Genomic DNA, 19,930 nt, shown 5'->3' on the forward strand with positions numbered 1-19,930 from the left:
TGTGCTGCTCCTTATTCAACACCTGTGAAGGAAAAGTACGCTTCCCGTTGTCGCTGCTCGGGCCTCATTTTCGCAGACTCTGTGATCGACTCCCATAACAAACGGAATGGTCCGAACATATGAAGTTCGGACCGCCGTTACCCCCTATGGTGGGTTTTCCTAGAAAGGCAACATATGTCAACAACATCTGCTGCGCATACGGCTACATCACCTTCTGTGGTGACTCGTACAACCGGTGATCTTGTCAAAGCAGCTATGAGCGGCTGGCTTGGTACAGCATTGGAATTTATGGATTTTCAGCTGTACTCCTTGGCTGCGGCCCTAGTTTTTAAGGACATTTTCTTTGGGCACGGCAGCCAAGCTGTTGCCATCATGTCCGCTATGGCTGTGTACGGTGTAGGCTACATTGCTCGTCCTATTGGCGCATGGTACTTCGGCCGCATGGGTGACCGTATTGGCCGCACGAAGGTTTTATTCATCACCATCGCAATGATGGGTGTCGCTACGACACTGATCGGCATACTGCCTACCTACGATCAGGTAGGTATGATCGCGCCGTTGTTACTGGTGTTCTTGCGACTCATCCAAGGTTTTGGTGCAGGCGCTGAAATTGCTGGTGCCTCTGTCATGCTTGCAGAGTACGCTCCACGTGAACGTCGTGGCATTATTTCTTCACTCGTTGCTCTTGGCACCAACTCTGGCACACTGGGGGCCTCTGCTATCTGGGCGATCTTGCTGGCAGTTATGGGTAATGATGCTGTGGTTGATTGGGGTTGGCGTATTCCTTTCCTCGCGTCAGTGGTTGTGATGGGACTGGCTGTTTACATTCGTTTACACCTGAAAGAAACCCCTGTTTTTGAGGCCTCAACAGAAGAAATCATTGAAGCCTACGATCAGCCTTTGTCTGCCCGTGAAGGTGAAGCTGAAACTACTCAGGTTGTCGCTGAAAAGGCAAAAACACCGAAGTCAGTGAAAGCATTTATCATTGCATCAATTCTGCGTTTTGGACAGTCCGGTAACTCGGGTATGGTCCAGACCTACATGATTACTTTCTTGACTGCGAATATCCTTGTGGCAAAGACGGTTGCTTCAAGTGTTGTCATGTATTCATCAATTGTTGGTTTCTTGACGGTCCCTCTTATTGGTTACCTTGGTGATCGTTTTGGCCGTAAGCGCATGTACATTGGTGTGACAATCGCGGGTCTGATCGCAATTATCCCGTGCTTCTACCTCATGCTGAATAACTTGGGGACACATACGGTGATGGAAAAGACAGCGAACGGCGAAATTGCTCACTTCTCTCAGCCGACTTTGTTGTTCTTTGTTGGCTACATTGTCTTGCATAACATCACAGTTTTGTCGATGTTCTCCTTGGAAAATATCACAATGGCGGAATGTTTCGGTTCTGCACATCGTTACGAACAGCTCGCTTTGTCAAAGGAATTACCGAACCTTCTGACTGCTGGTTTTGGCCCGCTGATCGCGGCTGCGTTGGTCGCTGTATTCCAGTCGTGGATTGCTTTGGCCATTATGATGGCTTTCTACACAGGTTTGACTCTGATCGCAGCAATCGTTATGCCTGAGGTTGCTAAGCGTGACCTGACGCTCCGAGAGGACGCAATGTAATGAAGGCAGTGCGCGTTGAAAAAAACGGTGACAGTGTTGAATTGCGGGTGGATGAGGTTCCTGATCCGTTACCTGGCGCTGGCGAAGTCCGTGTAGCAATGGAATGGGGCGGCATTTGTGGCTCTGACTTGGCTTACTGGAAGCACGGTTCCTCTGGTACCGCTATTTTGCGTGAGCCGCTGATTCTTGGACATGAAATTGCTGGGCACATTGATACTGTTGGTGAAGGTGTTCAGGGTTTATCTTGCGGTGATCGTGTCACTGTGCATCCTGCAACGAATGTCGGTAACTATGTGATGCCAGAGCATTTACGTGGTCGTGATAATTTGTGGCCTGAATGTCGTTACTTTGGTTCAGCTGCTTTCTTGCCGCATGAGATGGGTGGTTTTTCCACGTACCGTGTTGTGCGTGCAGATCAGATTCGTCTGCTCCCTGAATCGGTGAGTACTCGTCATGGTGCGGTTGCTGAGCCTTTAGGTGTGGCTTTGCATGCCGTGAAACGTGCCGGTGATCTAACAGGGAAGCGCGTGTTGGTCAATGGCACTGGTCCGATTGGTGCTTTATGTGTGGCTGCTGCGCGTCATGCGGGCGCGGCCACGGTTTATGCGGCTGATATGGCACCGGCTGCTTTAGCTATTGCTGGGGCGATGGGTGCTGATGAGCTGATTAATCGCGCTGAGGGGCAATCATTACCTGAAGATGTTGATGTGGCGATTGAGGCGACGGGTGTCTCACGTACTTTAGGTGACGTGTTCTTGGCTACGGTACGTGGGGGACGTGTGGTTCAGGTGGGTAATATGCCTGCCGGTGAAGTTCCTGCGGCTCTTGGCCAAATAGTGACACGTGAGATTGAATACGTTGGTTCCTATCGTTTTGTCGATGAGATCACTGAAGCGATTGCTGCTATGGCTGATGGTGTGAATGTGGAGCCTTTGCTGACTCATTCATTTGACATCGATCAGGCTGCTCAGGCTTTCGCTGTTGCTGCTGATCGTTCAACGGGTTCATCGAAGGTCATGTTGAAACTCAGCTAAACACATATGCATGTTGCAATGTAATATGCTTGGGGTGGGAGACTTTTTTAGAAGTCTCCCACTCGTGTTTTCCTAAGAAAGTGCAGGATGGTCTTTCGCGTTCTCGTCCTCATTGTTGATCCTCTGCCTTTTTGTTGGCCTTTGATAATGGGGAGGGTGCAGAAAAGCATGGTGAGACTTCACATATTTGAGGTTGCGAGAAGGGCTCTTTCTGGCTTAAAAGAATGAGAGATTTCCCCACATTTCATTTATGTTAAAAATGTAAAGAAATGTGTTGGTAGGGTATGCTATGTGGCATACAAGAACCTTGAATAAAATATGCGATAACCCGCAGTTTTATAGGGTCTTGAAGCATGTGGTTAGTCTGTAATGTCTGCCGTTTACACCTTTGCCTGTGGAATAGTGACTGAGGAAACAGCGCTATCGGTGTGAGCTGAAGGCATTCGATTATCCGCCACTGCTTGTCCGTGTGATGATTCCGTCTGCTTTCATCATTCCGCTTGATGGAGCCATAATGAAGGAAAAAGAACATATGAGGATGTTTCCCAAAATCGGTGCGAGTGTGGCAGCGGCTTCGCTTGCTCTCTCTGTCTTAGCATCAGCTGCTCTGGCTGCCCTGCCTGATTCTCCAGTCGATTCAGCTCAGGACGGTAAAGCCTCAATCACTATCGTCAAATACAAGAAAAATAAAGACAACGGCTCAGTGATTGGTAATGGTACTGAACTTACTGCGGCTCTTGGCAGTGCCGAGCCGATGGCCGGTGCAAAATTCACGCTGACAAAAGTCCAAAGCGTTCTCGTTGGGGGGGGGGGGGAAGCTGTAGACGTCTCTAACCTGGATTACACCAAGAATGAATCATGGGCAAAGATCCGCAAGGTACTTGGCGATGGTGCAAAACCAACAGGTACAGTGACTTTGGACTCTGCTCCTGTGGGTGAAAAGACCACAGGCATGGACGGTATCGCTAAATTTGAAAACCTCCATTTTGGCCTTTACAAGGTTTCAGAAACCCAAGCTCCTGATGGTGCAACTCCAGCTGAAGACTTCTATGTGACACTTCCAATGCCTCACACTGAAGGGGTTTCACCGGACCACGTGAATAAGTACCTTTACAATGTATTCGCTTACCCGAAGAACAAAGTCGAATACATTACGAAGAAGGTTGATGATTCAGCTCTGCGTTCCTCTGAACAAGATTTTTCCTGGACACTTGAATCCTCGGTGAACTCCTACGAAAAAGATGGTCAAAAGGGAATCACGAAATACACAATCACCGATACCTTGGATTCGCGTTTAACTTACAAGTCCATTGAAATTAAAGGGCTGGCTGGTACTGAAGGCGCGCAAGAAGTAACTTTTGCTGAAGGCGTTGATTTCACTGCTACTTTCGATCAGTCAAACCGCAAGCTCACCATTGAATTCATCGATTTCACCAAACTGAACTCGATCGCAAGCGATGGCGGTAAACTCACCACTCGATTTGTCACTACTTTCAATGCTGTGGGTGCTGAGGGTGCTGCTGTTTCCGGCGGTAACATCACCGACCTGAAGAACAAGGCATACCTGCGTCCAAACCAAGATCCCACCTGGGAAGACGAAACAAAGCGAGTCCCATCAGATGAGCCGAAGGTTGAACTTGGTCGTATCCAAGCGATTAAGAAGGACGGAAAAACCAACGCTGCTTTGCAAGGCGCAAAGTTTGAACTCTACGATGAAGCTGGTAACAAGCTGAAGTTCTACGACAAAGCCGGCGCGCTTGTTGAGAGCACCACTTCGGATGCAGAAGGTAACCTCTGGTTTGGTGGTTTACGTACCTCCGATCAATCCAGCGGCAAAGAACTGACCGGCGATAAGATCGTCAAGTATTACCTTGTTGAGGTTCAAGCTCCGGAAGGCTACGCAAAACTCGCTGAAGCAATTGAAGTTACACTGAAAACCGATCAAGACGGAAATGACCAGAAAGACGAAGACGGCTCAATTGTCACCCTTGACATTGAGAACACTCCTCGTACTCTCTTTGAATTGCCAAAGACCGGTGCCACGATTGCCATGGTCCTTGTCGGTGGTGGCATAATCTTGGTCATCGGTGGTGGACTCTACATGTTTGCTTTGCGTCAGAAGAAGTCAGAGTAACCCTTTCAAGGATTGATGTAATTGAGGCTCAAGGATGGGGATAAGCGTCGAATAATCGCATTAACGCTCATTATCGTGGGCTTGCTGCTGGCAAATTACCCGATGGTCCAAACAACATGGAATAACTGGGAAACCGCCAGAGCTACAGCTCGCGTCATTGAGCAGGCCGCAACAGAGCAGCAAAATGCTTCGGCACTTGAACTCGCAGAGGCATACAATGCGAAACTAGACTCTTTCCCCGTCCTTGACCCGTGGATTGATCGAGTAGCAAAACTCGACAACGATGACTGGGTTGAGTACGTAAAACAACTCAGCTTTGATGAGCGTGGCCTGATGGGTCGCCTCTCAATTGAAACCGTCAATATTGACGTACCGATTTACCATGGCACGCACGATGAAACATTAGAACGCGGTGCTGGCCATTTATTTGGTTCCTCTTTGCCGGTGGGTGGTCCTCATCAACATTCGATCATTACAGCCCACTCAGGTTTAGCAACTGCTTCAATGTTTGATTCATTAAGATCAGTCAGCGTTGGTGATCTTATTCGACTGGACTTCCCAGGCTTTATTCGCGTATATCGAGTGAGTGGTGCGCGTGTGATTAAACCAGAGGATGTTTCAACTTTAGTTCCGCGTGCGCATGAGGATTTATTGACACTGATTACCTGCACGCCCTACGGAATCAATACTCATCGTCTGCTTATTGAAGCTAAACGTGACCAGGCGGCCGAGGCGGAACTTTCTGCTGCGGGGAAATCGCCCTCACTTGATTTGATGGGGCATATTCCGGTATGGGTGAAATGGGGTTTTGGTATTGAGTTTGCTGTTGCCGGCATTATTGGTTTCACGATTTTTATGAGGCGTTTGCGTCGCACGCATGTGGAAAATAAAGGACTTCATGTCTCCCGTGATAACGGGCGTATAACAGGTGCGTAGGCGCAGTTTTTTGTGAGTTTTACATGGTGATGTGCGTAGCTCATATATCGCATGTTCTGGTTGCGCTGAGCTGAGAGCGGGCCTATCGGGTTTTTGTTGGCCGTATGTGTAAGTATTTGCGACGTAGGTACTAGGGATTTTCTGTTGAAAGCAGCTAAGGTCGTCTATGCGGATGATTGCCATTCCTTACTACATATAGTGATTTCATGCATAAGAAAATAGACACTTATGTGTTTTGTCTTATACAATTGATTATTAGGTTTGCCTAACCGAAAAAATAAATACACTGGAGGCTTCAATATGAATCGACGACTCATCGGTGCAACAGTGGCGTTGCTCTTTTCCTTGCCACTTGCCGCATGTTCAACCGGCGGCGCTGCCCAATCTGATGCGATGGCCGCATCGGGCGCCCAAACACCCTCTGCAGGAAAACTGTCAATTGTCGCCACAACCGGCTACCTTGGTGATGCCGCCAAACAAATCGCCCCAAATGCTGAGGTCACAGTCCTCGTAGGCCCCGGCGGTGACCCGCACACACAAGAACTCACCACACAAGACACACAAAAACTTGAAAACGCTGACGTAGTTTTGTGGACCAGCCACGACATGGAACACAAAATGATGGACCAGCTCGACAAACTCGGTGAAAAACAAGTAGCCGCTGCTGAAGCAATCCCTGAAAGCGACCTATTGCCTTGGGAAGAAGACGGCAAAATCGAAGGCCATGATCCTCACGTATGGAACTCCCCAGATAACTGGAAATATGTCGTCATGGCTGCCGCTGAAAAAATCGCTCAAATCGACGCAAAAAACGCTGACACATACAAAAAGAACGCTGCGGCCTACACCGCAAAGATCGACCAAGCAAAAGCTGACGCCAAGAAACTCTTTGACGCAATACCGCAAGAAAAGCGCGTTCTCATCACAGGACATGACGCATTCAATTACCTCGGCAAGACCTACGGCATTGAAATCCACGCGACAGACTTCGTTTCCTCTGAATCAGAAATGTCCGCGGCCGAAATTGACGAACTTGCCACTTTGATTGCTGAAAAGAAAATCCCCATGATTTTCCAAGACAACTTGAAGAACCCTGAAGCAATCAACCACGTCAAAGACGCTGTGAAATCAAAGGGCTGGGAAGTGGAAGTATCCGACAAGCCTTTGTACGCAGATTCTCTTGGCGAATCAGCCCCAGTGGACACCTACCTCGGTGTCTTTGCCTACAACGCACAAGCAATCACTGAGGCTCTGAACAAGTAACGCACCCACGTGTGCATCCCCTCTTTCATAGCCCGCCGAAATAAACATGCGCAGGCGTGAAAGAAATACAGCTGAGCACGGGGTTCGAGAAACTCATACTCTCGAACCCCGTTGTGCTCTTTGAATGAAAGGCGCATATGTTTGCCTGCGAGGTGAAAAACCTTTCCGTTGCTTACCATGACCGCGTTGCCTTACACAACGTATCAATCCAAGTGAACACCGGTGACGTCATGGCGATACTCGGACCAAACGGAGCCGGAAAATCAACACTCGTCAAAGCCGCTGTTGGCCTCATCCCATCTCTTACAGGGAACGTGGAATTCTTCGGTGAACCTCTTGATAAAGTACGTCACCGAGTGGCCTATATGCCACAAGCCGCAGAAATCGACTGGGACTTTCCTGCTACTGTCCGAGACATCGTCACAATGGGAACATACGGGCGACTCGGATGGCTTAAACGCCCAGGAGCACGTGAACACGCTGCCGTGAAAGAATCATTAGAAGCAGTAGGAATTAGTGATCTAGCCGATCGTCAGATCTCGCAACTGTCAGGCGGACAAAAACAGCGCGTATTTGTTGCTCGCACACTCGCGCAACGCGCAGACCTGTGCATCCTCGACGAACCTTTCGCAGGTGTCGATGTGGCTTCTGAACACGCCATCACAGATGTACTCAGCGCACTACAAGAAGCCGGAACCACCGTCATCATTGTCCACCACGACTTATCAACAGTTCGTCGTTTTTGCACAGCATCCACTCTGCTGTCCTCTGGAAAACTCATTGCAACTGGCCCCCTCGAAGAATCCTTCACACAAGACAAATTACATATCGCCTACGGATTACTCGACGAAAAAATGATGAGCGCGCACCCCACGCAAAAGGCGACAGAAAAAACGGCACCACACCCAGAAACCGAAAAACAGGAAGCCGCCCCCGATGAATCAGCGGGAGAAAACAAATGATTCCCGTGGAACTCATTGACCCGCTGACATTTTTTGCCAGCTACACGTTCCGCACAATGCTCATAGGAACAGCGCTGGTCGGTGTGGCTTCCAGTATGCTCGGCGCTTTCTTGTACCTGACAAAACAATCACTCATTTCAGATGTCATGGGGCACTCAGCGACATCCGGTGTCACACTCGCTTTTATCGTGGCAGCAGGGCTTTTCGCCGTAGACGGGCGATCAATGCTGGTCCTCACCCTTGGTTCAATCATCACATCAACACTTGCCGTATTACTAGCAAATGCGATATCAGTCCACTCGCGTATCGGTATTGACGCGGCAATGGTGATTTGCCTAGCTCTTTTCTACGGTGGGGGAATGGTCCTTTTGAGGGTGATTACTCACTCAACCCTGCCTAATCGTGGCGGCATCGACAAATACATGTTCGGCAACGCGGCCACGCTGACACACGAAGACCTTATAACAGCCGCATGTTTTGCTGCTTTTGCTCTGATAGTTATGTGCGTCGGATGGAAAGAACTCAAAATATTCGCCTTTGACCCTATCCATGCGCAAACCCTCGGATTTTCGCCAAAACTTATCCGCTTCATCCTCCTTGGAGCCGCATCTGTTGCCGTTATCATCGGTATTAAAGCCGTAGGGCTTATTCTTGTTGTCGCATTTGCGATCACACCGGCTGCCGCAGCCCGCCAATGGACGCATCGCCTCTCAACAATGGTGCTGCTTTCAGGTATTTTCGGAGGCTCAGCGGGAGTCATCGGTTCCTACATTTCCGTTAATTTCGGGAAAGTACCGACAGGGCCGGTTATAGTCCTCGTTCTCGCCATCATTTTGCTGGTGTCATTATTTGCTGCTCCGCAGCGCTCCGTTATCCGGCGGCATAGCGAGCGTATGCGTCAAAGACGAGCTTTGCTGGCCCAAGTCACAGGGGGAACACACTAATGCCTTTCATTGTTTCTGTTGCCCTACTTGCCGTAGTAACAGCACTGGCTTGCGCTTTACCGGGAACATTCATTGTTTTACGTAAACAGTCCATGCTTGTAGAAGCAATCTCCCATGCGGTTCTTCCGGGGATTGTTGTCGGTGCTTTGATTTCCGGCAGCACTCATTCACCGATCATGGTACTTACTGCCGCCATTATGGGGCTCGTAGTCGTCTTTGGGGCGGAAAAACTACGAAATTCAGGGCTTATCGTGGGTGACGCGCATCAGGGCCTCATTTTCCCTGTTCTTTTCGCTATAGGTGTCATCCTTTTGTCCACAGTCTTGCACAGCGTACACCTGTGTCAGGACACGGTTCTTACAGGCGATTTGAACCTCATGGCGCTATCACCTGAACACATTATTTTCGGCACAATTGATATTGGCCCGCGAGTAATGTGGCGGCTTCTTGGTGTTTTCCTGCTGACAGGCGCATACATTGTGCTGGTATATCCGAAACTTAAATTAGCAACCTTTGACCCGCTTCTGGCCCGTTCAATGGGTATTCCTGTGAAAACGATCAGCGCGGGCCTTATGCTGTTGCTTTCCCTGACGGTGGTTGTCGCTTTTGATGCGGCAGGCGCTATCCTCGTGGTTGCCCTGATGGTTGTCCCTCCTGCGACAGCACTTCTCTTTGCTCGCACTTTGCCTGGCATGATGTGCGCAAGTTTAGTGATTGCTGTCGTGTCGGCCCTGCTGGGTTTTTCCATCGCATTGGTAGGAGATTTGGCAACATCATCAATGATGGCGGTGGTTGATGCAGCGGTATTCCTCATCGTGTTTTGTATCGTGAAAGTACGCGAACATGTGATACGCCAACGCGCGATATAAAACCACACGCATCGTGGAGGGCAATTCTTCTGAAGGTAACTTCACCTACTTCAGACAGAATTGCCCTCTACTTTATTCGGCCTCATAAACCACAGGTGAATAAGTACTATGCGCGCTGCACAGCCCCATTTTTATCTGTCGGAGGCTCCACAATCCACGGGGCCAGCTCTAAAGTACGCAAAGCCTCATAATCTAAAGCCTGCGATAAATCGGATAGTGAACGCGCCCCACGCACACTGATAGATGTGCCAATCCATTCCACCACGTCAGCGACACTCCACCCCAAAGCGTAAAGATCAGGCAAAGTAACAGCGCCATCACGTTTTGCCAGCCGCACTCCGTCACTATTGAGCGCTAAAGGAACATGCACATATGTTGGCTGGGGGATACCTAAAACATGAGCAAGGGCAGATTGCGCAGGAGCTTGCGCGAGCAAATCATCACCACGAAGCACCTGGTCCACCCCTTGAAAAGCGTCATCAAGGACAACAGCAAGGTTATAGGCCACAGCCCCATCACTTCGCTGAATGACGAAAGAATCCACAGGACCTGTGACATTTCCATGAAGCTCATCCGTTACCGTCCATTCGCTTACAGGAGGGCGGAAACGCAGCGCAGGTGCCCGACCTAATGCCGCTAACTCGCGCCGTTTGGAGCGTCGAACAGATTCTGACAAATCTGCGCATGTCCCAGGATAATGACCGTAAGGAGTGTGAGGAGCTGAAGCTGCCGTGCGAATATCTTTACGCGAACAATAACATTCAAAAACATGGCCGCTTTCCATTAAAACAGCGATCGCGTCCTTATGTGCTTTCGTGCGGGATGTTTGAATAAGAACCGGACCATCCCAATTGAGGCCTATCGCCTGAAGATCTTCTAATTGACGCTCAGCAGAGCCAGAACGCACACGGTCAATATCCTCAAGGCGCATAACGAAACGACGACCGGTACAGCGCGCCCACAGCCACGCTAATATTGCTGTCCGCAGATTTCCAACATGCAGATCACCTGTAGGCGATGGCGCGAAACGGCCAGCACCAACGGCAGAAGAAACCAGAGACATTCTATTGCTCTTTTCCTATTCGAGCCTGCCCTTGCAAGCCAATCCTCAGCTAGCGGCACAAAGCCTGAATATGCGCGGCCTCAAAGCAGTATGCGCCAGCATGATAGATACCCCTCACGCTCAGTCGGCCTCAGGAAGCGAATCTATAGCAGCTTCTAGACGAGCAAGTTTACCTTGCAGCTCTCCCGCGTAACCGGAACGTAGATCTGCTTTCAAGATAAGCGACACGCGCGGGGACACTTCCGCTATCGCATCACATGCTGCGCGGATTACCGGCATCACTTCATCCCAGTCACCTTCAATAGTGGTGAACATAGCGGTTGTTTCATGCGGAAGCCCACTTGCACGCACGACCTGCACAGCGCGAGCAACGGCTTGTGAAACTGAACCATCTGGGCTATCAGAAGTCATAGGTGAAACAGAAAAAGCAAAAAGCATACATGTAGCTTAACTGTGTTCGCAGTGAAAATGAGGCTACGAAAACCCGTAAGAACAGGAAAAGCCACGAAGCGACAATCCACATGTGCTATGTTACATATTCTCATCCCTTTCGCTTTCTTTCCTGCGACCTATGAAAGCTCTAAGGTGAATACGATGCGCACGGTAACACCTATCCGAAGCGCCTGACATATACCGCACATAACTTCGATTCAGCATGGGAGGACACATGATTGACTTGCGTGCAGTACGTAAGGTCTATCCCGTCAAAGGCGGTGCAGAAGTAGTCGCACTCGACGATGTAACACTTCATGTGGATAAGGGAGCGATACACGGCATCGTTGGGCAATCTGGTGCCGGTAAATCAACACTGATTCGCTGCCTTACCGCTTTGGAACGCCCAACAGAAGGCCGTATCACTGTTGACGGAGTGGACTTATCCACGGTACGTGGGCGCGAACTTTTACGCGCTCGCCGCAATATTGGCATGGTTTTTCAAGCGGCAAATCTTTTAGAAGCGCGCACTGCGGCAGCTAATGTGGGATACCCGTTAAAACTTGCTGGTGTCAGCAGGCAAGAAACTGAGCGCAGGGTTGAAGAACTCCTATCTTTGGTGGGTTTAGCTGGGCGAGGTGATTCCTACCCTTCGCAGCTATCAGGCGGTCAGCGTCAGCGTGTCGGTATTGCTCGTGCTTTAGCTGATACGCCTGCCGTGTTGCTTTGTGACGAGCCGACATCTGCTTTGGATTCAGAATCCACGCGGCAAATTTTGTCTCTTTTACGTCATGTACGTGACGTTGCGGGAGTGACAGTTCTGATTATCACCCACGAAATGAGTGTGGTACGTGAAATCTGTGATTCGGTGACATTGCTTGGGCATGGCCGTGTTATTCAAAGTGGGAAAGTTGATGATGTAGTGACTGACCCGACAAGTCCTTTAGCGCGCGAGTTGGTACCTGTTCCTCATGTGGATGATGTGCATATTCCAGAGGCAATGACACTTTTGGATGTCATGTTTACTTCACGGCCGGGGGTTCCCACCGGAGCGAATGTTCTGCGTTTAGCGGCATCATTAGGGGCTGACGTGACTGCGGGAACATTTGAATCGCTTGCGACATCTCAAGTAGGTCGTTTAGCGCTTTCGGTGCCAACAATCCACAAAGATCAGATCATTGCTCAACTTAAAGCCAATAATGTGCACGTTCAGGAGCGCAACCTATGATTGCCTTTACTCATTTTGTTGATATTTTTCCCACTGCGGATGCTTTCGTTCCGCTGAAATTAGCTGCCGCTTTATTGTCAGCGGGTAAAGATGATCCGATGTGGTTGGATAATCCGGCATTGACAAAGAGTTTTTTGCCGGCAGTCGGTGAAACTTTGCTGATGACGGGATTTTCTACTCTTTTCACGGTCATCTTGGGTGTTCCGTTGGGGCTTATTCTGGTTCAGACTAGCAAAGAGGGGCTGACGCCTCATAAATTCATACATCAAACTTTAGGTTTTGTTGTCAATATTTTGCGTTCGTATCCTTTCGTTATTCTTATTATTGCTTTGATTCCTTTCACCCGTTTTGTGGTTGGCAGTTCGCTTGGATGGAAAGCGACAGTTGTTCCACTAGTTATTGGTGCGACACCATTTTTTGCACGGCTTGTTGAAACGAATATTCGTGCTGTTGCTCCGGGGAAAATTGAAGCTGCTCAAATGATGGGGGCGAATCTTTTCCAGATCCAATGGGGTGTGCAAGTACGTGAAGCTTTGCCTGAACTTGTCCAATCTGTGACAGTCCTTGGGATCACGCTGGTAGGGTACTCGGCTCTCGCTGGTGTTGTTGGTGGCGGCGGTTTAGGTCAGATGGCAATTAACTACGGGTATAACCGTTTCCAAAGTGATGTCATGATTGTTACTGTGCTTGCTATTTTGCTGCTTGTGCAAGTCATTCAAATCACGGGTGATTTTGTTGCTCGCATGGTGAATCATCGGTGAGGAGCTTCGTGCGCTGGTGCGTTATGTGAATATTTTGTTTGGCAGGCATCTTCGGATCTGATTCGAGGGTGCCTGTCTTCTTATCTGGACAGTGCGCTCGTTAGAGGGGCTGTCTTTCTTTTGGGTTTGCATGGAAATAGCGGATATGCGTGTTCAGATGTATCAGAGAATGTGCTCAAGAGGGCAGGAATATCTCACGCAATAACGGAACCTATGTTACATAAGATCGATGGACGGACCCCTTTTTGTATCTTCGCCTCAAAAGAACAGAATTTAATAAACGTTTCAAACGATGAATATGACCGACATGTGGAGTTCACGCCAGTGGACACCATCAACACCTGAAAAGAGAAAATAATGCGTTCAATCCGTTACGTCGCTGCTTGCGCCGCCGCTGCCCTTATCCTCGCTGGATGCTCGTCTGCTGGTTCTTCCTCACGCTCATCTGATACGGCGGCTTCTGCTTCTGGCGCTCAAGAAGTTGTCACACTGAAGGTAGGGGCTTCACCTTCACCTCATGCAAAGATTCTTCAATATATCCAAGATCATTTAGCTGCGGAAGCTGGCTTGAAGTTGGATATTGTGGAATACACCGACTATGTGCAGCCGAATGTGGCTTTGAATCAGGGTGAACTGGATGCGAATTTCTATCAGACGGTTCCTTACCTGAATGACCAAACGAAAGAGTATGGCTACGATTTTGTGCCGGGTAAAGGTGTTCACTTGGAACCGTTGGCTGTCTACTCTGAAAAGGTGAAGAACCTGAAAGATTTCCCTGAAGGTGGAAAAATCGGCATCATTGCAGATGTGACAAATCAAGCCCGTGCTTTGAAATTGTTAGCCGATCAAGGTTTCGTCAAGATTAGTGACCCGAAAGCAGATTCTTCGGACATCAACATCAATACAGTTGAGAAATTGAAGAAATTTGAATTTGTTGAGGTTGAAGGTGCCCAGCTTGTGCGTTCACTTGCTGACGTTGATATCGCGGTTATTAACGGTAACTTCGCGCAAGAAGGTGGTTTGAGTCCTCATGGTGATGGTTTAGCTATTGAAAGCACTGAAGGAAATGACTCAGCTAACCTTCTCGTGTGGAAGAAGAACCCTGATAAGGCTGATGCTATCGCTAAACTTGAGAAACTTTTGCATTCGGATTCTGTACGCACGTACATCGAAAGCACATGGAAAGACGGTTCCGTTATTCCAACTTTCTGATCGAAAGCTGTATGTGCTGACGAACCGGTGTGGGGTCCTGCGTATTGCAGGACCCCACACTTTCTCTATGCCTTCACGGTGCTTGTAGATCCGATAGGCGCTTTATGATTCAGTGGATTTTTGTTCTTTGACTGCTCCGTATCGTGTGATGGCTAATGACATACTTGCACCGCATAAGGCAATGAAGCTTCCTATAACGAAGGCCCATGATGTTCCTGTCATCGCTAAGCGTGACAAAGGAGTTTTACGGATTGTTGTTGAGTGCGGGTCATTTGCTCTGTCTGTATTTCCCAAAGGCGTAGCAGAAGCATCTGACTGTGACGTATTTTCATCCCCGGACTCATCGGATTCAGGTGTTTCCGTTCTTACTGTTGGTTCGGTTATCTCACTTGTTTCTGGTGCTACTACTTCTACAACAGTCCTGCCACTGCGTCCGCTTACCATATCTGTTACCTCAATGTGGTGAGTGCCAATGGTGGTGTCAGCAGGGATCGTGATGTGTGCTGTGAGTGTGCCTTCACCAGATGCAGTGAATTCTCCTAAAAAGAGAGGATCCGAATGCAGGTGCAGTGTGGCTTGCCCTGATGGTGTAAGACCTTGAACAGATACTGTTTGCTCAGAACCCGGAGTGATCCTGTTATTTTCAACAGAAACAATCACATCATTATCTGCGTGAGGGGTAACGGATGGGAGAGGAGCGGTTCTCGTGGTTATTGTGGCTGCTTGAGAACGATTTCCTGCGGCATCCACTGCCACGATCTGAAGCTCATATGTAGTTCCTGCTTCTAAATTGTCAATAACAATATGAGTATCAGCAGCATCCACCTTCATCGTGCGACCATCAACAGATATTTCATATTCGGTGACGGCCACGTTATCAGTAGAAGCAGCCCATGAAAGGTCAATGCTTGTCATTTCCGGATCCGCATTCAGTCCTTCAGGTGTGGAAGGAGCTTGCGTGTCGGCAGCAATATGTTCTGCAAGGTTGGTGATACTGTCACGTAAGGCTGTCGCCGCTGCTGTCACAGCTTCCTGTGTATGTTCGTCACCATTGACCAAATCAACGGCACGACGCAAAGCTGTGTTGTACGCATTCCAAGCTTCAGGTTCGTATAGGTTTTCCTGTGGTTGCAAAGCGTCAACTCGTTCAAGCTGCTCATGTACTGGGCTTAAAGACACGCCAGGAATGATGACATCAAAGTAATCAAGTTCAGCTTTAACGTTCCCGTTGAGTGCCTTATTCCTCAAGGTAAGCGTATGTGTTCCTGCAGGTAAATTCGTAAAGCGAACAACGGGTACTTGATGTGCGTCATTTTGTTCATTCAGAGCAACGAGACGGCAGTTTTGATTTCCGTCAATACATGCTTCGTACTGGCCGTACGGGGTGTTGGAAGTTGCGCCGACGATGATTCCGGTGCCAGTAAATTCATAGGTGACACTTTGATCTGCCCTTTCAGTGAAATGCAGAGTGGAATTATGATTTCGATGGTCACTGTTCCATGTGCCCCAACCAGCAGAATAATGAATCGAACTATTCGCGTCATCGACGCGTTCTATTTGTTCACTACCAAGGAGAACACGTAGAGGGAGTGAACTGTTGAGTTTTGGATCTTCTGGGGAGGAAACTGTAATGGTGACTGATCCTTCACGAATACCTGTGACGATGCCATGTGCGTCCACTGTGGCAACAGATGTATCTGAGCTTTCCCATCGTAGGTCTTGTGGCGATTGAGAATGAAAATTCTTCATATTGGCCACTAGTAAGAGCGTGCCATTTTCTTTCCCGATGGTGGTAGCTCCAGTGTGAGAGGTCAGGTGCAGAGAAGGAATTTCACGGATCGTGTAGGTTTTTCCTGCTGTGGTGGGGAAAGAAATGTGCGAGGAATCATGAATGGTGGGGCGTAGGATCTGCCCTGATTCATCCGTGATGGTGCTTTGAGCGGCACCGGGGAAAGAAAGAGTTGCTTCTTTCCCTTTACCGGAATGTAAAGAAAGCTCGCTGACTGCTTTCTTTTCCCATGTCATATCGACTGTGAAATCACCTCGTGTGCGCAGACCCGTAATATGCCCCTCAGCCCAAGCATCAGGTAAAGCAGGCAGGACATTCAGATAATTGACGTGCTTATTGCCTTGCGGGTCTGTGTATGTTGAGTTTGATTGCATGAGCATTTCGTTAACACCTGATGTGTACCCGAAGTTTCCATCAATCTGGAAGGGCGGGTGCGCGTCGAAAAGATTCGGGTAAATTCCACTACGGAAAAGTGAACGAATGATAGCGTGCGCATGGTTTCCGTCGCCGGTGCGCGCCCATGCGTTGAGTCGTTGTGCGATACCCCAGCCAGTGGCGTTATCTGAGCGATCTGTGAGGGATACTTTTGCGGCATCCATAAATTCAGGGTTATCCACAGTGATGAGGTCACCGGGGAACAGGCCCAGCATATGTGAGAGGTGTCGGTGTTGTTTTTGGTAGCTGGGGATACGGTTTGTGTCATACCAGTGCCCGAGTTCACCTTCGTTGTACCATTCTTTAATTTGACCGCTGCTTCCTACGACAATGGGTTTAAGCAGTGATTGTGCGCATTCCCAAGAACGGTTTGCTTGATGAGTGAATTCGCCGCCATTGTCCCAGTTACGTGTCCATCCAGAGGTTGAACAGTTTTCGGTATTACCAACAAGTTCATCGTCAACGTTGAGGATACGTGCTGCTTCGATGGTGTCTTTGAAAAGTTGCCAGATCAGTGTTTGTTCGTAGGTATTTCCATCAGTGATAGGACCGTGTTCTGGCGAGTATGTGGGTGATGAGGCGAGTCGTTCTTCACCTTGCCCGTCGCGGGTTGGGTGCAAGAGCCGTTGGATGTAGAACTGGGATTGTTCTTTTAAGAGTGGGTAGATCCTTTGGCGTAGTAAATCAGTGTCTTGTGAGTATTCGTAGGCTTCATAGAGGTTTTGTAAGATCCACGGTACGGCTGCTGGTGACCAGCCCCAAAAGAATGATGCTCCCGGTGTTGTCCAACCGTAGGGTGTGGTTTCTGTGTGAGCGAGGAAACCTGAACCGGGACTTGCGTCGGTTCCTGCGTAGATTCGTGCGGTTTCTCGTCCGGGTTGCACTAACGATTCAACGTATGTGAATAAGGGGAGTGCTGATTCGCTGAGGTGCGCAGAATAGGTGGGCCAGTAGTTCATCTGTAGGTTCACATTGATGTGGTAGTCCGAGGCCCAGGGGTTTGGTTCTCCGATGTCATCCGTGCCTCGTGCCCAAACGCCTTGCAGATTAGCTGGCAATTTGCTGTCTGAACGTGAAGAAGCAATGGTGAGGTAGCGTCCGTACTGGTAAAGCATGGTTTCAAGTGCGCGAGCTTGTTCTGCAGGTGCGGAGCCGTTTCGGTAATTGGCAAGTAGGACATCTGTTGCAGGCAATGATTGTGCTGATCCTAGGGAAAGGGAAAGACGATCAAAGAGCGCGTGGTGATCTTGTGTGTGCTCGCGTAGCACAGTATCCCAGCCTGCCTGTGCTGCAGTAGTGACCCGAGCTGATACTGATTGGTCCAGTTGATCGCTGTTTTGACCGTTGCGGTAGGAAGGGTACTCGTTGGAGAAATTTGTTCCGGCGGCAAGGTAAATGGTTGCTGTTTTTGCTCCCGAAACGCTCAGGGCTTCACCTTCAGAGCTGATAGTTCCGTTGTTGTCAGTGGTGACGAGGATTTGGGAGTTATAGAGAAGCCCGTTGTTATGCAAGGCTCCTTTTATGGTCATTTTGTTGCCATTGATGGTGGTGGTTTCGTTGTTTTTCTGTGAGTTGTGTGCCGTGGGGAATGTGAGTGCGAAGTTGAGTGCGCCGTCGGTGGATGCGTCAAGTTTGATGGCGATGACGTTATGCGGGTGTGAAGCCAGATATTGGCGAGTGTATGTTGTTCCCTCATGGGTGAAAGAAACAGAGGCTAGGCCATCGCTTAACGAAAGGTCACGGCGATAGTGTGTGTAGGTGGGGTTTTCGCCGAGTTTTTGATCGATGTAGAGGTTTCCTAGGCTTTGGTATCCACCGTGCTCATTCCTTTTGAAGCCGCCGACCAGTCGATTTTGTGCAAGATTACTTGCTTCAGCGGATCTGCCTTCTTCAAAGAGTTTTTGTATTTCCCGTAGGGAAGCACCGTTTTTACCACTGTTTTCATCATTTCCGCCGTTGTAATCTTGCGTGGTGCCGGGGCCGCCTGTCCATAGTGTTTTTTCGTTAATAACGAGGTGTTCTTTAGAGACTTCACCATAGATGGTGGCGCCGAGGTCGCCGTTACCGATAGGCAGTGTGGTTTGTTGCCATTCTTCGTTGATGTTGCGCCTGTTGGCGTGCAGAAGTTGTGTGGCAGAGGCTGGCTGTTCGTACCACAGTGTTGTTGCGTCAGAGGTGGCCTCCTGTGAGGTTGCTGCTTGTGTTTGGGAACTGATAAGAATTGAAATAATGAGGGCTGCACTTGAGGTGAGTCCTAGGAGTCCTTGTAATTTCACAATGACACTTCCTTGTGTTGTGTGTTGAACAAGATTCCCCTAGTTTAACGAAGAAAAATTGTTGGTGTGTGCGATTGAAAATAAGAGTAGGGGTTTATGTGGCTTATATGTGAAAGTGCAAATAAAGGTCATGCTATTTAATTTTCAATGAAATTTTCATGCTATTGACGCCACTTTCTGTGTCCATTAGTTTTTGAAAATGTGCCAGAAAAACCGTGTGGGGTCCTGCACTACGCAGGACCCCACACGCACAGGCATAGTCACATTAATCAATGACCCCGTATAAACGATCACCTGCATCCCCAAGGCCGGGAACAATGTAGGATTTTTCGTTGAGTTTTTCGTCAACAGCCGCCACAACCACATTCACATTGGCACGGTCACCAATAAATTTTTGAAGGGTTTCTATACCCTCAGGAGCCGCTAAAATACATACGCATGTGATGTCTTTTGCGCCGCGTTCAAACAGGTAATTCACAGCGGCAACCATGCTGTGTCCTGTTGCCAGCATGGGATCCAAAATAAAGCATTGGCGACCAGATAGATCATCAGGTAAACGATTCGCATAGGTTTCAATTTGCAGTGTGTCCTCGTCGCGCTTCATACCAAGGAAACCAACTTCAGCGGTAGGAAGCAGTCGCGTCATACCTTCAAGCATTCCAAGGCCCGCACGTAATACAGGGACCACGATAGCGCGAGGCTCTGATAGTTTTTTCCCTACAGTCGGCGCAACAGGTGTGTTAATGGCCGTATCAACGACTGCAACATTACGAGTGGCCTCGTAAGCCAACAAGGTGACTAATTCATCAACAAGTTGACGGAAAGTGGCCGACGGGGTTTGACGATCACGTAAAACAGTGAGCTTATGATCGATTAAAGGATGATGAGCTACATGGAGATGCATGAGTCCACATTAGCGCTTTTTCTGCGTTTTGTGCGGATTGATGAACGTGATATCCGCATACG

The 19,930-nt window shown here is 49.0% G+C and carries 15 protein-coding genes; 11 read left to right on the top strand and 4 right to left on the bottom strand.

Going from position 1 to position 19,930, the window contains the following annotated elements:
- Nucleotides 1–174 precede the first annotated feature (174 nt).
- From LRP54_RS04625 to LRP54_RS04660, 8 genes are all read left to right on the top strand, one after another.
- Nucleotides 175–1,626 (top strand): MFS transporter, encoded by a 1,452-nt coding sequence (locus LRP54_RS04625; protein WP_231235176.1) that lies wholly within the window; start codon nt 175–177, stop codon nt 1,624–1,626.
- An 8-nt stretch (nt 1,627–1,634) separates the two neighbouring features.
- Nucleotides 1,635–2,660 (top strand): L-idonate 5-dehydrogenase, encoded by a 1,026-nt coding sequence (locus LRP54_RS04630; RefSeq protein WP_231235177.1) that lies wholly within the window; start codon nt 1,635–1,637, stop codon nt 2,658–2,660.
- Between the two features lie 532 nt (nt 2,661–3,192).
- Nucleotides 3,193–4,794, top strand: coding sequence for a SpaH/EbpB family LPXTG-anchored major pilin (locus LRP54_RS04635; RefSeq protein ID WP_231235178.1), 1,602 nt, complete (start codon nt 3,193–3,195; stop codon nt 4,792–4,794).
- Nucleotides 4,795–4,815: 21 nt separating this feature from the next.
- A complete protein-coding gene (locus LRP54_RS04640) occupies nt 4,816–5,730 on the top strand; it encodes a class C sortase (protein WP_231235179.1) in 915 nt (304 codons plus the stop codon).
- A 300-nt stretch (nt 5,731–6,030) separates the two neighbouring features.
- A complete protein-coding gene (locus LRP54_RS04645; RefSeq protein ID WP_231204020.1) occupies nt 6,031–6,993 on the top strand; it encodes a metal ABC transporter substrate-binding protein in 963 nt (320 codons plus the stop codon).
- A gap of 137 nt (nt 6,994–7,130) precedes the next feature.
- Nucleotides 7,131–7,955 carry a metal ABC transporter ATP-binding protein gene (locus tag LRP54_RS04650; protein ID WP_231235180.1) on the top strand — a complete coding sequence of 275 codons (825 nt, stop codon included), beginning with the start codon at nt 7,131–7,133 and terminating at the stop codon, nt 7,953–7,955.
- Nucleotides 7,952–8,899, top strand: coding sequence for a metal ABC transporter permease (locus LRP54_RS04655; RefSeq protein WP_231235181.1), 948 nt, complete (start codon nt 7,952–7,954; stop codon nt 8,897–8,899). Before LRP54_RS04650 ends, LRP54_RS04655 begins: the two co-directional genes overlap by 4 nt.
- The gene (locus LRP54_RS04660; RefSeq protein WP_231235182.1) at nt 8,899–9,768 is read left to right on the top strand and encodes a metal ABC transporter permease; all 870 of its coding nucleotides are present in this window, start codon (nt 8,899–8,901) and stop codon (nt 9,766–9,768) included. The genes LRP54_RS04655 and LRP54_RS04660 overlap by 1 nt, the downstream gene beginning before the upstream one ends.
- A gap of 106 nt (nt 9,769–9,874) precedes the next feature.
- On the opposite strand, the gene gluQRS is transcribed toward LRP54_RS04660, so the two are convergent.
- Together gluQRS and LRP54_RS04670 are read right to left on the bottom strand one after the other, a co-directional pair.
- Nucleotides 9,875–10,831: a tRNA glutamyl-Q(34) synthetase GluQRS gene (gene gluQRS, locus LRP54_RS04665; protein ID WP_231235183.1), complete on the bottom strand. Its 957-nt coding sequence runs from the start codon at nt 10,829–10,831 to the stop codon at nt 9,875–9,877.
- Between the two features lie 120 nt (nt 10,832–10,951).
- Nucleotides 10,952–11,269: a thiamine-binding protein gene (locus LRP54_RS04670; RefSeq protein WP_231235184.1), complete on the bottom strand. Its 318-nt coding sequence runs from the start codon at nt 11,267–11,269 to the stop codon at nt 10,952–10,954.
- A 229-nt stretch (nt 11,270–11,498) separates the two neighbouring features.
- Between LRP54_RS04670 and LRP54_RS04675 the strand changes: the two genes are divergently transcribed.
- The 3 genes from LRP54_RS04675 to LRP54_RS04685 all read left to right on the top strand — a co-directional run bounded on the left by LRP54_RS04675 (nt 11,499) and on the right by LRP54_RS04685 (nt 14,464).
- Nucleotides 11,499–12,491: a methionine ABC transporter ATP-binding protein gene (locus LRP54_RS04675; RefSeq protein WP_231204035.1), complete on the top strand. Its 993-nt coding sequence runs from the start codon at nt 11,499–11,501 to the stop codon at nt 12,489–12,491.
- A gap of 98 nt (nt 12,492–12,589) precedes the next feature.
- Nucleotides 12,590–13,252 (top strand): methionine ABC transporter permease, encoded by a 663-nt coding sequence (locus LRP54_RS04680; protein ID WP_231204573.1) that lies wholly within the window; start codon nt 12,590–12,592, stop codon nt 13,250–13,252.
- Nucleotides 13,253–13,609: 357 nt separating this feature from the next.
- Nucleotides 13,610–14,464 (top strand): MetQ/NlpA family ABC transporter substrate-binding protein, encoded by an 855-nt coding sequence (locus LRP54_RS04685; RefSeq protein ID WP_231235185.1) that lies wholly within the window; start codon nt 13,610–13,612, stop codon nt 14,462–14,464.
- A 102-nt stretch (nt 14,465–14,566) separates the two neighbouring features.
- On the opposite strand, the gene LRP54_RS04690 is transcribed toward LRP54_RS04685, so the two are convergent.
- Both LRP54_RS04690 and upp read right to left on the bottom strand, forming a co-directional pair.
- Complete coding sequence (locus LRP54_RS04690; protein ID WP_231235186.1) at nt 14,567–18,964, bottom strand: glycosyl hydrolase family 95 catalytic domain-containing protein; 4,398 nt, start codon at nt 18,962–18,964, stop codon at nt 14,567–14,569.
- 265 nt (nt 18,965–19,229) lie between these two features.
- Nucleotides 19,230–19,868 carry a uracil phosphoribosyltransferase gene (gene upp, locus LRP54_RS04695; protein WP_231204042.1) on the bottom strand — a complete coding sequence of 213 codons (639 nt, stop codon included), beginning with the start codon at nt 19,866–19,868 and terminating at the stop codon, nt 19,230–19,232.
- Between the last annotated feature and the right edge of the window lie 62 nt (nt 19,869–19,930).

Source organism: Schaalia sp. lx-100 (genome assembly GCF_021083625.1).
GTDB lineage: Bacteria > Actinomycetota > Actinomycetes > Actinomycetales > Actinomycetaceae > Pauljensenia.